Consider the following 15,172-nt stretch of genomic DNA (forward strand, 5'->3'; position numbering starts at 1 on the left):
CAAAAAACTTTATGGATGAGTGAATTTCATAATTGCATTCACAATTATAAAACACGAATTTTACATGGATATTTCTTTTAAATGTTTTCTTTATACATAAGTGCAGGAAGCAAATGGGGGAGACTCCTGAAGGAAACGCATCAACCGAAGATCCACTTTTGGAGCGGTCTATGCTACAAAAGTTAGCTGAGGTGATGCCTTCGGAAAGCGACCCATTTGCAGACTGAACGAAGGAGTGTGCTACATTCAGTCTGTAATATCATTCGTGTTTACTAATCAAATATTGAATTATGAAACTGATTCGGAGGCCTCATTTTTTGTTAAGACCCTAATAATCGTAGACTATTTAAAATCACTAAAATTGTACTACCTTCATGACCAATTACACCTAGCGGTAAATCAATCCATTGCGTAAAGTTTGCTAAAATCAGCAAAACAATCACACTGATGGAAAAATAGACATTTTGCTTAACAATGCCTTTCATTCGTTCGGATAATCGAGCTGCGTAGGTAATTTTCTCTAATTTGTTTTTTACTAAAATAATGTCGGCTGTTTCAAGAGATACATCGGTTCCTGCTCCCATAGCAATTCCCAAGTCTGCAGTAGCAAGAGCGGGAGCATCGTTGATTCCATCACCAACCATAGCAACGGATTGGTATTTTTGTTTCAGTTCACGGAGATACGTTTGTTTATCTTCTGGCATACACGCTGCATAGTAACCATCAATACCTGTTTCTTCTGCTATTGCTTTAGCTGTGTTTTCATTATCTCCCGTTAACATGACGGTGTAGATACCCGCACGTTTAAATTTTTGAATAGCTTCTCTTGTATCTTCTCGGACCTCATCCTTTAAAGCAATTAAACCGACTAGTTGGTTATTCTTGCTGATATATACAACAGTTTTACCTGCTTCACTAAATGTTTTTCCTTGTTGTGCTATCGCAGTTTCATCTGTAGTCTTTAAATCAAATAATGTTTGATTTCCTATAAACCAACTATTGCCCTCATAAACAGCAGAAGCACCTTTACCAGATGCCTCATGCATCTCTTCAATAGAACATTCGGTAGGTAAGTGAAGATGTTTGCAATGGCGTACAATTGCTTGAGCTAAAGGATGACTTGAGTGTTTCTCTATTGAACCAACAATAGATAATAATTTTTGCTCTTGTTGTGAATCGATAAAATAGGTGTCCGTAACCATCGGTTTTCCGATTGTTAATGTTCCAGTCTTATCAAAAGCCACTGCCTTAATTGAACTTAATTGTTCAATTGGCAAGCCTCCTTTAAAAAGAATACCATTTTTGGCACCATTGGATATCGCTGATAGTGTTGCAGGCATAATCGATGCTACAAGGGCGCATGGGGAGGCAACAACGAGTAAAATCATTGCACGATATAATGTATCAATCCAGCTCCAGCCAAATAGAAAATGTGGAAGAAAGAGCATAAATGCAACGGTTATCAGTACCACTTTGACATAGGTGCTTTCAAATCGTTCAATAAATAATTGTGACGGTACTTTCTCTTGTTGAGCGGTTTGGACAAGGTGGATCATTTGTTGCACAAAGGAATCTTTCGATAGCTTTGTTATTTTAATCGATAGACTGCCATTTAAATTTACCGTTCCTGCATAGACATCGTTATTGATTTGTTTGGTGGTAGGGATGGATTCTCCGGTTAATGCACTCTCATCAATAGCGGATTGCCCTTTAATAATTTTTCCATCTGCCGGAATACGTTCGCCAGGTTTTGCTAGAATAACATCATCAATTTTTAGATCTTCTACGGGCAGCAGCTTTTCTGTTCCGTTAGTGATACAAAGTGCTTCTTTTGGTTGCAAATTCATCAAAGCAGATAGTTCCTTTTCACTTTTTTGCATGGTATACGTCTCCAAAGCCCCTGATAAAGAGAAGATGAAAATTAAGATAGCTCCTTCTGTCCAATAGCCAATTGCTGCTGATCCAATCGCAGCCAATATCATTAATAATTCCACATTTAATGTGTGATTCTTTACGGTATCTTCAATGCCTTCTTTTGCTTTAGCAAACCCTCCAATGATGAAAGAAAATATCATCAAGGTAATCCAAAATGGAGGTGGTATGACGCCTTTCAATAACCAAGCAATTAGAATGATAGTCCCACTAACAATGGCAGCAATTAATTCCATGTGTTTTTTAAGTAACATTAGCACTCACTCCTGTTAATAATAATTATAAATAATTGAGAAAAATTATGGACGAAAAAATTCTAATTGATAATAAAATTCATTTGCTAAATCAGAGGAAAACCTATTAATCGTAATGTTTTTAATTGATAATGAGAATATTTATTAATTATAATTATTATAATCTATATTTATATAATAGCAGGTTTGCTAAAATTAACAAGGTTAATTTGTTATATTTTAAAAATAAAATGTAAAGGGGATAAATGGAATCTGTGGAGGGAAATAAGAAGAGAAGATGCAAAAAATAGAAGTAAAACAGCTCATTATAATGCCTATAACAGTTGGCAAAAACATTGAAACATTAACGATTTACTGTTATATTTTAAAATCAATACTATATAACAAAATGTATTACATGAAAATATTTTAAAAATAATAGTCATTGATTTATGAGGGGGTATACCTAAATGGATACATTTAGTTCTGTTTTTGATATTGAACTAGCATTAACTAATTTACCGTTCTTGTTGAGTGGATTACCAATGACAATTGCTGTTTCATTCGTTTCAATGGGAATAGGTTTAATTTTGGGATTATTTTTAGCGTTAGCTAGAAATTCCAAACAACGTTTACTACGTTGGCCGTCGCGTGTTTATATTTCTTTCATGCGGGGGACGCCAATTCTTGTGTTTCTGTTTATTCTGTATTTTGGTTTACCTACAGTTGGGATAGAGATGTCCGCTTTTCAAGCAGCAATCCTTGGTTTTGGCTTTAATAGTGCTGCTTATATTGCGGAAATAAATCGTTCTTCACTTAATAGTATCGATCAAGGGCAATGGGAGGCAGCAGCGACATTAGGTGTTCCGTATTGGAAGTCGCTGACTGGAATTATCTTGCCGCAAGCTGCCAGGATAGCTATCCCACCTTTGACGAATGTTTTCTTAGATTTAGTAAAAGCAACGTCACTTGCGGCTGTTATTACCGTTCCTGAATTATTTCAAAAAGCACAAATTGCAGGTGGGCGTTCTTATGATACATTAACGATGTATATCATGGTGGCACTCATTTATTGGCCATTATGTATTGTCATTTCTTTTGTACAAGAGCGACTTGAAAAAAGGTTCAGTCGTTATGTAAACTAGAATTATCTTAATAGGAAGAAGGTCCAGCTAATGACAAAGAAAATCGTAGTACTAGGTAGTCTGAATATGGACATTGTCGTATCAGCTGAGCGAAATCCTGCTGTTGGAGAAACGATACATGGTGAGCGTGTGGAATATGTTTCTGGTGGAAAAGGTGCCAATCAAGCGGTAGCTTTACATCAACTAGCAGCTGATGTGCAACTTTTAGGCTCGATAGGCACAGATGTGTTTGGGGATAGAATTAAAGAGCAGTTAATTTCCTTTGGGCTAGGTCCAACTTACCTCCAAACTGTAAATGACGTAGCTACTGGCATTGCAAGTATTACGCATGTCCCTGGTGATAATAGTATTATTGTAGTAGCTGGTGCTAATGCTAAAACGAATCAGCATTATATCGATCAATATAGAACGGTCATTCAAGAAGCGGATATTCTGTTAGTTCAATTTGAAATTCCGTTGGAAACCGTGCGTTATGCATTACGTGTTGCCAAACAAGCGAATGTCATTACAATTGTGAATCCAGCACCAGCCCAACAACTCGATCAAGAATTTATGAAACTAGTTGACTACCTCACGCCAAATCAAACGGAATTAGCCACAGTGTTAAATAAAACATACACTCTGTCGGAAGCGTTTCAAGTATGGCGACAACAATTTGATACACAATTAATTGTGACGTTGGGTTCCGATGGAGCTGCTTATGCAGAAAATGGAGAAGTAGTAACCGTTCCAGCCATGGATTTTGGAAAGGTAGCGGATACGACAGGAGCTGGTGATGCTTTTAATGCTGGTCTTGTGTATGGTTTATCGAAGGATTGGTCTATGTATGATTGTATTGCCTTTGCTATTAAAGTATCAGGATTAGCAGTAACAACGTTTGGTGCGCAAGCAGGAATGCCAACGTTAGATAAAGTTAATGCTTATCAATAAAAAGAAGCACAAGGACTTATGCCGATGCCGACATGGTTCCTTGTGCTTCTTTTCTCGTAGAAATCGCAATAACCACAACAAGTAACAATACAACAATTACATGGAAAAACGATAGATTAGGGAATAATTCAATAAACTGACCGCCGATATAAGGGCCTACAATACTGCCCATACTAAATGCAATACCACACATAATATTCCCTGCTGGTAACAATGCTTTTGGTAATAAATCTGCCATAAAAGACACACCAAGTGAATAAAGGGACCCCAATAACATTCCAGCTAGTGCAAATGTGATGAATAAACCTGCCACCGCATGTTCGATTAAAGCACCAACAAAAAATACGATAATACCTGAACTAATCAAGAGCATTAACATTTTTTTGCGCCCTAGTTTATCACTTAACACCCCAAGGGGAATTTGCGTAACTAGACTAGCAATCGAAAAGAAAGGAATAACGAGTGATAGTAAATCAACATCATGTCCGATCCGCAAGCCGTAGACAGGAAAGATACCATGTAAAGATGATTCTAATATTCCGTATGCGAACGGAGATAATAAAGCAACCCAAGCTAGCTTGCCAGTTTTAATAAAACGGCCGATCGAAGAAGTTACTTCAACGGTTTCCACTTCATCGCTTAGATCTACATGTTCGTTGCGGATGAATAGTACTAGAATCCATGCAATGCTACAAAGCCCAGCGGAGACAAGAAACGGTAAGCTTTCATGTATAGCAAGCAAACGTGTCATTAATGGACCAAGTGAAAAACCCAGACTAAAAAATAAACCATATAACGCAATTGTTCTTCCTCTTTTTTCTGGTAAAGCTGTGGAGGTAATCCATGTCTGTGTAGCGAAGTGAAGCATATGATCACCAATGCCGACTAACAGACGTAATACAAACCAGAACCATAAAGCTTGCCATAATGGGAAAACAAACAATGAACCAAGTACTAAAAAACCTCCAATAAGAATAATCGGTTTGTAACCAAGCTTTTGTAATGGTTTTTCCATAAACGGAGAAGCAATTAACACGCCAATATAAAGGCCTGTTGCGTGTAAACCATTTACTGACGAAGGAACACTGTTTTGCTCTAAAATCACTGCCAATAGCGGAAGAAGCATTCCTTGTGAAAAACCAGATATCGTAACAAAACTAATTAATAGCCAAAAACGAATTTTTTCTGAAAACATATGTATCACTCCATTAAATTACAAAAGATGCAACATAATATACTGTAATCCTTTTATCAAAAATGGTCAATTAAGTTTTAATTAGCTAAATGTGTTATAGTAAAGATTAAAGGGAATACATAAATATGGGAAAAAGGAGTTGATTTAAATGGAGTTTAAACTGAAAGAAAAAGGTGTTCGAGTAGATTTACCATATGGTGTATTAGACGTATCAGGAGACGATGATTTTGGATATCGTCCATACCAATTAATGGTTGCCTCAATTGCTGGATGCAGTGCTTCCGTGTTTATGAAGATTTTAGACAAACAGCGAATTACGTTTGAAGACTTAGTTCTTCAAACAGAAGTAAAGCGTAATCCTGATGAAGCGAACCGAATAGAAAAAATAAAATTACATTACGTGATTAAAGGCAAAAATTTAAGTGATGAAAAGTTATATAAAAACTTAGCTGTAGCCCATAAGAACTGCTCAATGGTTCGATCTGTGGAAGATAGTATTACCATTGAAGAAAGTCTTGAAACCATTCAATTAAGTCTATAAAATGAAAGAGCGTTATTCTTTTGAATAAGCGCTCTTTTTTCATTTTTTAAAAGTAATCATAGTAAAAATACATATCTTGAATTTGGTTGTGTTGTTTTATATCAAAAAATTACGCTTGTGGGAGTAATAAAAAGGGGAGCATGGGTTTTGGAGAGTTTAAAATTAAGAGTTTTATTTTTTATTGTAGGATTAATTATTATGACATTTGGTATTTCAATGACGATTAAAGCAGACCTTGGTGCTGGTGCGTGGGATGCGTTAAATGTAGGGTTAAAAGGGTTAGTTGGATTGACTGTTGGAAATTGGGTTATTATTATTGGTGTCCTTCTGATGTTGGTCAACGCATGGATTCTAAAGAAAAGGCCAGATTATTTAGCTATTATTACGGTGCTTGTTATTGGTGTTATGATTGATTTTTGGTTATTACTTGTCATGGATACTTGGCTAATGGAAGGTTTCATTAAACAATACATATTTTTATTTTTAGGTATAGTAATTCTTGGGTTTGGTGTATCAATTTACTTACAACCTAAATTTTCACTCAATCCAGTGGATGGATTCATGGTATCCCTTCGAGAGCGATTTAACTTGAGCACACGTGTCGCTAAAACATTAACAGAAGGAATTGCTTTTGTTATTGCGTTAAGTGTTGGCGGGCCAATAGGGATAGGCACGTTCATCATTTTGTTTTGTGCTGGTCCAGCTATTCAATTGTTTGAACCGACAATTACTAAGCTGGCTACCTATTTGGATCAGAATTGGGCGGCTTAGCTGAATATTTTTTCCTTTCCCGTTGATACTATAACAAGTACCAGGAAAGGAAGGAAAATATGCGGTTTTTAAAAAAACTCATTATTGTTAGTATGATTGGATCACTTGGTGTTACTATCCCTGTAGCTGCAGCGGACAAGAAACCAACGGATATTCCAAATCACGTACTATCGATTTCTGAGGAAAATACTTCTCCTAATTCAACAAAAGATGAAATTACGTTAGAACCTAGTGAATTTGTTAAAGAATTACTGGAAGATTCCAAAGTTGCCATTGATAATCCTGATCTAATTCAACAATTAAACGAAACAACGATTAAACCTTCTCCATTAGCTATTGGTTATCGTGGCTCTATTTATCTTGGACATTGGCCATTACATTATCGTTCTGATCAATCAAAAGTGAACTGGGAATATCAAAAAATCAATACCAATACACTAAACAATGGTGGTTCAGATGTTAAAAAAACAGTCACCTATAATCAACTAAGTGAAGCGCATATTAAAGGTGCTTTAATGACAAAAGTAGACCAACCGGATCAAATTAAAAAAATGATGTTATTAACAGCAAAGCAAAGTACGAAACTTCCACTTTCATTCCATACAGTCGTCGGCAAAGATACCAAAAAATCGCACGCATACGCAGTACCGACTAAAAAACAAGGCGAATTGCAAGCATACGCACCTGCAGTAAATGAAAAAGGTATTATTACGTATGGAGAAGTATATATTCAGTTAAAAGGATCAAATAAGGAACTGATTGTAAAAAATGTTACCAAACAAGAAGTTGCAGCCTGGATCCCGATTCAAGACTATGTTTCCTTTTCATTCTCAATAAAATAAAAAGGCGGAGACAAAAGAGTGACTGAACAGGGAAATCCGAACATTCAAGTCTGCCGTACATATAACGCTTCGTTCAGATTGTTCGGATTCTAGTTCTTCTAATTTAGTTATGTCCCCGTCAACTCTGCTTGAAAAAGCAACAATGTTTACGAAAATAGCGTTTATTATTCGTTAGGATGGAGTCCGCGCATTTCGATGTGTTGTTCAGCCATCTTGATCTCATGCTCAAACATCGTTTCAGCTAAGATACGACGAACTTCTTTGGCAGCTTTAAAATAAGCCAAATCTTCACATAACCCAGTAACCGTATATTTGTACCCGCGATAATTATCATTTAACGAACCTAGACCAAATAAAGTAAAAGGCTCAATCGCTTTACCTGTAAGGTCTTTTTTTAAATATTGTCCGAGTTCTTCATTTAGACGGACACACATGTCTTCAAGAATAGCAAACATCTTCTTGGGATCTTCATAAAAACTAACCGTTACGCTTTCAATCACACGCATTTGATCAATATTATAATTTTCTATTGTTTGAATTTGTCCACTACTAATGGTGAGGAGTATCCCCGACCATTGCCTTATTTTAATCACACGAAAACCTATCTCTTCAACAAGTCCTTCAAAGCTACCATTCACTTTCACCCAGTCGCCTTGCTGTAATTGTTTCTCATATAACAAGAAAATACCGGCAAAAAGATCTTTTACTAAACTTTGTGCACCGAAACCAATCACAATACCAAGTACTCCAGCACCAGCTAGCATACTGCCAATTCGAACATCAAAGAGCACATTTAGAACGTAAAAGATAAACCAGATGGTGGCTACATATCTTAATACCGAATTTAACATGGATTGAATCGTCTTTTCTTTCTTTTCATCGATGAAGTTTGTTCTTTTAAAGAAAGAATTAATTATTCTTCTGAAAAAAAAGATTACAAATAAGACAATTATTCCAGCTAACATAATCTTGACAATGTTGTTATCGAACATCGTATTTAAAAATTCTAAAACACTTCTTAAATTCATTGCGAAACCTCCAAAAACAATTCACTTGTATTATAGCATGAATGAAACCGGAATACCTAAGTGGATCGTTCCAGAAAATGATACTATAGGTGATGAATTTTTATCTTAAACACTTCAGAGTGGTGGCAACCGCTATTAAAAACAGGTATAATGGCACAAGAATGCTGAAAATAAGGAGAAAATTATGGAACAAGAAGCAAAGATAACACATCTAAAAGCACAATTGCAAACTTTCTTAGACCAACTAGACCAATTAGATCCAAGCAAAACTTCAATTGAAGATATTGATCATTTACTTGATATAATTGAGGAAATGGAAAGTGCTTTACATGAGAAGACCAATTAATCCCAAAAGCAATTCCTGTGCAAAAAGGGATTGCTTTTTTTTATTTTATACTTTATTATGGTAAAACGGTAAAATGTTAAATTGATTTTGGGGAGGTTTTACAATGGCTTGGATAGTGGTACTATCAGTACTGATTATGATAGGACTAAGCTTAGCACGTGTGCCAGTAATTATTGCCATATTAGCTGCTGGTTTGAGTGCAGGGTTAATGGCTGGCTTAAGCTTATCCGAAGCGCTTCAACTTTTAGTGGAAGGAATGGATCAACAGTTAGCTACCTCATTAAGTTATATCTTACTTGGCGCGTTTGCCGTAGCGATTAGTTATACAGGTATAACAACTGTGTTGGTACGTAGTCTTATACGTGTGTTAACTGGAAAACGAACGATGCTTGTCTTAGTGATTGCGGGTATTGCATCATTGTCACAAAATGTTGTACCGGTGCATATTGCCTTTATTCCGATCTTAATACCGCCATTATTAAAATTATTTGATCAAATGAAATTAGATCGGCGCGCAGTAGCTACGGCTTTAACGTTTGGTTTAAAAGCTCCATATATTATGATTCCGGTAGGTTATGGATTCATCTTTCATGAAACGATTGCAAAAAGTATGGAAAACAACGGTGCTTCTATTACGATGGATCAAGTAACATTGTCCCTCCTTATACCTGGGGCAGGGATGATCATTGGCTTGCTTATCGCTATCTTTATCACTTATCGTAAACCGAAACAACCTATACAAGGTAGTGAACCAATCAGTGCTAATATCGAAAAGGAAACAATTGTTTTTAACCGCAAACATTGGTTCACCCTAATCGCAATAATTGCTGCATTAGTCGTACAAATTATTACAGATAGCTTAATTATTGGAGCCTTGACAGGACTAGTACTCATGTTTGCCTTATCTGTTGTACCTTTCAAACAAGGGGAAAGAGTAGTGACAGATGGTATAAGTATGATGGGGACAATTGCGTTTGTCATGCTCATTGCACCAGGGTTCGGGCACGTGTTAGAAGTAACCGGATCAGTAAGTGCATTAGTGGAATCAAGTTCAGCTATTTTAGGAAATAACAAGCCGTTTATTGCACTTGTATTATTAGTGGTTGGTTTGTTAATTACCATGGGGATTGGTTCTTCCTTTGCCACAATTCCAATTATTGCGGCATTATATGTACCAATCTGTATCGCAACCGGGTTTTCACCATTAGCGACAGCTGCTCTCATTGGTACTGCAGGTGCATTAGGAGATGCCGGTTCACCAGCTAGTGATAGTACACTTGGCCCAACTTCTGGATTAAATGCCGATGGCAAACACCATCACATTTGGGACACATGTGTACCGACATTTATTCATTTTAATATTCCGTTGTTTATTTGTGGTTGGATAGCGGCACTAGTGCTTTAATAGTGAAAGAATAAATCACTCGTTTTTTTGACAAACTAAAAGAAAAAACGGGTGATTTTTATGTTGAAAAAATTATGGTTGATGGCGTTCGCATTAGCATTAGTGATAACAATCCTGCCAAGTATAGTATCGGCACAAAGTTACGGATGGGGGTACAAAAAAGGAAGTAATAATCAGCCACCAGAAGTCGGAGAATACGGAAAAATCCTTGAAGAAAATGGTGGGTATTATATGGATAACTCCGGTGACAAAGTCATCTATTTAACTTTCGACAATGGATATGAAGCGGGACATACAGAGTATATATTAGATGTGTTAAAAGAAAAAGAAGTACCTGCTACTTTTTTTGTCACTGGTCATTATGTTCGTAGTCAACCTGATTTAATTAAACGCATGGTAAAAGAAGGGCATATACTTGGCAATCATTCTGATAGTCATGGTGATTTCACAAAAATGTCCAAGGCAGAAATAAAGAAAGAGTTATCCGATTTAGATCAGGAAGTTGCCGCTATTACGGACTTGAAAAAATTGCAATATGTACGCCCGCCTAGAGGAACTTTCAATGCCCAAACCATTCAGTGGTCGAATGAACTTGGGTATACGCATGTGTTTTGGTCACTAGCGTTTGTTGATTGGCATAAAGATAAAGAAAAAGGATGGAAATCAGCCTATCAAGAAGTTATGAAACAAATCCATCCTGGGGCAGTTATTTTATTACACACCGTCTCTAAAGATAACGCAGAGGCAGTTCCATATTTCATTGATGATTTAAGAAAACAAGGCTACCAATTTAAATCACTAGATGACTTAGTGATGAAAAATACCATTCCTAAACCGTTATTTGGTTTGTGAAAGTAATAAAAGTAGTAATCCACTCTAGTCTTCATGCTAGAGTGGATTACTTTATATCCGTTATTCTTCGTCATCCATCACTTGATATGCTCGATCATAGAGGGTTAACTGACTATTAATTCCTGGTTCACCTGTTTTATGTTCCACATGTTCATAACTTCCATCAGGATGTTGTATCCTTGCTTTCAAATTGTCGTGCAGCGAGATATCTAAGATTTCTTTAATCCGCTCTTTAATAGTTGCGTCATGAATTGGAAATAACAGTTCTACCCGTTTAATCATATTTCTAGTCATCAAATCTGCTGATGAAAGAAAAATTCGGTCATCACCATTATGATGGAAATAATAAACACGACTGTGCTCTAAGAATCTTCCTACAATACTACGTACACGAATATTCTCGCTTACACCCTCAATTCCTGGTTTTAAACAACAAATACCACGCACAATTAAATCAATTTGAACACCTACTCGCGATGCCTCGTATAATTTTTTAATTAATGGTTTATCCGTTAATGAGTTCATTTTCGCAATAATCCTGCCGTTTCCAAAACGTTTATGGAAAGTGATTTCTTGGCTAATATACTGAATAATGTCTTCTCGAATATTATACGGCGCCATAGAAAGATGATGAAATTCTGGTTTTTCTGTGTAACCACTCAAATAATTAAAAAAGTTTGTTGCATCAATACCGAACTTTCGTCTAGTTGTAATAAAAGACATATCGGTATACAATGCAGCAGTTTGATCATTGTAGTTACCTGTTCCGAGATGAACAAACCGTTCAATTCTTCCTGCTTTTCGTCTGACAATAAGCGTGATTTTACTATGTGTTTTCAATAAATTCATCCCGTAGATGACGTGACATCCAGCTTTTTCAAGCTCTTTTGCCCACTGTACGTTTTTTTCTTCATCAAATCGCGCTTTTAACTCAACTAGTACGGTTACTTGTTTTCCATTTTCTGCTGCTTCTTTTAACCCTTTAATTATTGGGGAATCACCACTCACTCGATAGAGCGTTTGTTTAATGGCTAGAACATTTGGATCGGTTGCCGCTTCTCGCACAAGATCAATAATGGGTTCGAATGATTCATATGGATGGTGTAGAAAGAGATCCTTCCGCGAAGCTGCTTCAAACACGGATTCATTTGATCCAATATCATTAGCAGGTTGTGGGATTAAGGTTTGGTAAATCAGTTCCTCTTTTTCTACTGCTAATTTTTTGTAAAAATTAAATAAGAATGTTAAATCCAGTGGTCCATCAATTAAATACATATCATTCTTATGTATTTCTAGTACATGAAGCAAGAAATTAATGATACGTTGATCATACACATCATTTCTTACTTCAAGTCGAACTGCGACGCCCCATTTTCGTTTTTTTAATACTTTTTCAATTTCTTTTAAGAGGTCACGTGATCCTTCTTCGTGGATGGTAAGATCGGCATTCCTAGTAATTCGAAAAATTGTTTTTGATTGTACTTGATAGCCTTTAAAGAATGATTCAATAAAATGGGCGATAACATCTTCAAGCAAAACATAGTGATGTCTATTACCGACTTTAATGAATCGTTCTAATAGCGCCGGTACTTGTACAATAGCTGTCTTTTCTTCCTTATGATTCTCATCTTTTAGATCACTTAAAACGACGGCAATATTAATCGACTTATTCAATAGCATGGGGAAGGGGCGGTAAGCGTCAATCGCCATTGGTGTTAATACAGGAAATATATTGTCTTCAAAATAAGCTTCTAATTCAGCCAATTCATTTTTCGTTAAATCTTCAATAAGAAGTAGTTTGATTTGTTCGTCTTCTAAAGGCTTTTTTAATGTTTGAAACATTTCGTATTGGCGAGACACAATGCGATGATTCTTCTCAGAAATACGAGCTAATTGCTGTTTTGGCGTCAGACCTGATTTGTTGTCTTTGCGATTAAAGCCAGCACGTACTTGATCTTTTAACCCAGAAACCCGAACCATAAAAAACTCATCTAGATTAGAAGAAGTAATTGCTAAAAAACGCAATCGTTCCAACAATGGATTGGATAGGTCCGTTGCTTCTGATAATACACGTTCATTAAAAGAGAGCCAACTAAGTTCTCTATTGTTATAATTATCTGGATTATCTAGCAGTGATTGTATTTCTATTGTCATATATGTTCATCATCCTTTGTCAGTCTTCTACTATTCATTTTACTAGAGACCCCCGATAAATAGAAAATAGAAAAATATTAAGTTTTTGTAAAAAAGATAAATGCAAAATTAATATTTTCTTATTACTGAATGATCAACAAATTCAAGTTCAATGTTTTTTTTAAGTGTTTTTTCTAGGTGTTTCTTTTGTTTTTCGCTTTGGTATGCTTCTGGCATCCAGTTTTTTTGGCAATAGAGCTTAAGGTAGATGGTGTCACCCTTTACTTCAAATGAAAAATCACTAACCACTTGCCGTTTGGTTGCATCTAAACAATAGGTGAATTTTAACAATGAACCAAGCAAACGTAATTTTTTTCGCTCTTGTTTTAAAAACCACTCTTTATAGGGTTTGATAAATTGCTTAAATACGGTTTTATTCTTGAAAGAAGCGATTAATGCAAGTCGCAGTCGATCCATATGCATTAATCCATCGATCGTTCGGTTCGCTAATAAATAAAATGTATGCTGGGCACTCGACTCTGAATCAATATATTCCCCTAAATTAAACACATAACATCCACGTTTAATTAACATCCAATCATTTGAATTGACCGATGCAAGTCCACTTTCTTTGAGACATTGAAATAATTTTCTAGTTAAATATTGGACGTGTAAAATTTGTTTTAGATTTAAATCGTAATCCGTTATTAATTCTTGAATACTATCTTCTAATACATTTGGAAACAGTGGATCCTGTTGATTTGGTGATAGTAATTCATAAAATACACCGTCCCTAAGACCTTTACGACTAAGAACAAAGCTAGTGGCCTCAATGGTTTGGTATAAACAATAAAAGGCTTCAATCGCTGGTAAAATAATATCTGCTCGATCTTTCGATAACCCTTCCACTTTTTGAAGTTTGTATGATGGAAGAGCAGCGAGATAATTACTAATCCCCACGATATCATCATCTTGCATGTTGTATTGGTGTAATCCGGCTAATGGGTATGCTTTTTGATTTTGATCGATTTGGACTAAGTTACGCGCACTTCCACCAATCCCGATTAAAGGCACATTCTTTTGTTTTAGCCAAGGTAATGACTTGAATTGCTCAAATAGATATTTTCGCAAATGTTTAATTTTGTAAGGCATCGAGCCTTCTTCATCGATAAAGGAGCGTAACGTCAGTGCTCCAAAAGGAAAGCTATGCGCATGGATTAATTGACGATCTTTGAAATAAGTTACCTCTGTACTTCCACCACCAATATCAATGGTGATTCCTTCTTTAATAGAGGTAGAGTTAACAACAGCTAAGTAGCCATAAAATGCTTCTTCATGCTCAGATAAAATACGCATATTCCACTGTAAATGCTCTTGAACAAGTTGCTTTATCTCGTTTTGGTTTGCGGCCTGACGGATCGTTGCGGTAGCTACACAAACGAAATTAGTCAATTCATAGGTTTGCATTACATCAGAAAAACTATGTAACGTATCTAATAAAATCCGTTGTCCAGTTTCTGTTAGCTTAGCGTCTTGATCTAAGTGATTACGTAGACGGGCAACAGCCTTCACATTCTGGACCTCTCGCAGTCTGCCTGCTTTTTCCTGCGCATAGATGACTAATCGCATCGTATTCGAGCCAACATCAATGATGGCATAATAATTTTTTTGCATTTATGACACCTGCCAATTCCCTAACATTTATTACAATTAGTATAACATGGGTAAAAACTTGAAAATAGTGGATGATCGGATAAGTTTGGCAGTAATAATGCCATTGTATGATCAGCCATCATTGGATAGAACCTGGAATGATGGC

The 15,172-nt window shown here is 36.1% G+C and carries 13 protein-coding genes; 8 read left to right on the plus strand and 5 right to left on the minus strand.

What is annotated here, in order from left to right; genetic code table 11:
• Window positions 1-320: 320 nt before the first annotated feature.
• The gene (locus DES48_RS11505; RefSeq protein ID WP_113869346.1) at window positions 321-2,186 is read right to left on the minus strand and encodes a heavy metal translocating P-type ATPase; all 1,866 of its coding nucleotides are present in this window, start codon (window positions 2,184-2,186) and stop codon (window positions 321-323) included.
• Between the two features lie 449 nt (window positions 2,187-2,635).
• Between DES48_RS11505 and DES48_RS11510 the strand changes: the two genes are divergently transcribed.
• Complete coding sequence (locus tag DES48_RS11510) at window positions 2,636-3,310, plus strand: amino acid ABC transporter permease (protein WP_079708796.1); 675 nt, start codon at window positions 2,636-2,638, stop codon at window positions 3,308-3,310.
• 30 nt (window positions 3,311-3,340) lie between these two features.
• Window positions 3,341-4,240, plus strand: a complete 900-nt coding sequence (locus DES48_RS11515) for a ribokinase (RefSeq protein WP_113869348.1) — start codon at window positions 3,341-3,343, stop codon at window positions 4,238-4,240.
• A 16-nt stretch (window positions 4,241-4,256) separates the two neighbouring features.
• Here the strand turns inward: DES48_RS11515 and DES48_RS11520 are convergent, their stop codons facing one another.
• Window positions 4,257-5,435, minus strand: a complete 1,179-nt coding sequence (locus tag DES48_RS11520) for an MFS transporter (RefSeq protein ID WP_113869350.1) — start codon at window positions 5,433-5,435, stop codon at window positions 4,257-4,259.
• A 148-nt stretch (window positions 5,436-5,583) separates the two neighbouring features.
• Here DES48_RS11520 and DES48_RS11525 point away from each other — a divergent pair, with 148 nt between their 5' ends.
• The 3 genes from DES48_RS11525 (at window position 5,584) to DES48_RS11535 (ending at window position 7,589) form a co-directional block, all read left to right on the plus strand.
• A complete protein-coding gene (locus DES48_RS11525) occupies window positions 5,584-5,976 on the plus strand; it encodes an OsmC family protein (protein WP_113869352.1) in 393 nt (130 codons plus the stop codon).
• Window positions 5,977-6,123: 147 nt separating this feature from the next.
• A complete protein-coding gene (locus DES48_RS11530) occupies window positions 6,124-6,747 on the plus strand; it encodes a YczE/YyaS/YitT family protein (RefSeq protein ID WP_113869354.1) in 624 nt (207 codons plus the stop codon).
• A gap of 59 nt (window positions 6,748-6,806) precedes the next feature.
• Window positions 6,807-7,589: a YfkD family protein gene (locus DES48_RS11535; RefSeq protein WP_113869356.1), complete on the plus strand. Its 783-nt coding sequence runs from the start codon at window positions 6,807-6,809 to the stop codon at window positions 7,587-7,589.
• A 164-nt stretch (window positions 7,590-7,753) separates the two neighbouring features.
• Here DES48_RS11535 and DES48_RS11540 read toward each other — a convergent pair whose 3' ends face one another.
• Entirely contained in the window at window positions 7,754-8,617 is an 864-nt protein-coding gene (locus DES48_RS11540) for a mechanosensitive ion channel family protein (protein ID WP_113869358.1), read from the minus strand.
• 184 nt (window positions 8,618-8,801) lie between these two features.
• Between DES48_RS11540 and DES48_RS15940 the strand changes: the two genes are divergently transcribed.
• The 3 genes from DES48_RS15940 (at window position 8,802) to pdaA (ending at window position 11,220) form a co-directional block, all read left to right on the plus strand.
• Window positions 8,802-8,963, plus strand: coding sequence for an SE1561 family protein (locus DES48_RS15940; protein ID WP_170126207.1), 162 nt, complete (start codon window positions 8,802-8,804; stop codon window positions 8,961-8,963).
• Between the two features lie 103 nt (window positions 8,964-9,066).
• Window positions 9,067-10,368, plus strand: a complete 1,302-nt coding sequence (locus tag DES48_RS11545; protein ID WP_113869360.1) for a Na+/H+ antiporter family protein — start codon at window positions 9,067-9,069, stop codon at window positions 10,366-10,368.
• A gap of 60 nt (window positions 10,369-10,428) precedes the next feature.
• A complete protein-coding gene (pdaA, locus tag DES48_RS11550) occupies window positions 10,429-11,220 on the plus strand; it encodes a delta-lactam-biosynthetic de-N-acetylase (protein WP_113869362.1) in 792 nt (263 codons plus the stop codon).
• 60 nt (window positions 11,221-11,280) lie between these two features.
• On the opposite strand, the gene DES48_RS11555 is transcribed toward pdaA, so the two are convergent.
• Window positions 11,281-13,374 (minus strand): RNA degradosome polyphosphate kinase, encoded by a 2,094-nt coding sequence (locus DES48_RS11555; RefSeq protein ID WP_113869364.1) that lies wholly within the window; start codon window positions 13,372-13,374, stop codon window positions 11,281-11,283.
• A gap of 108 nt (window positions 13,375-13,482) precedes the next feature.
• On the minus strand, window positions 13,483-15,027 hold the full coding sequence (locus tag DES48_RS11560; RefSeq protein ID WP_113869366.1) for a Ppx/GppA family phosphatase: 1,545 nt from the start codon (window positions 15,025-15,027) through the stop codon (window positions 13,483-13,485).
• Window positions 15,028-15,172 lie beyond the last annotated feature (145 nt).

The organism is Paraliobacillus ryukyuensis (assembly GCF_003315295.1).
Taxonomy (GTDB): Bacteria; Bacillota; Bacilli; order Bacillales; family Amphibacillaceae; genus Paraliobacillus; species Paraliobacillus ryukyuensis.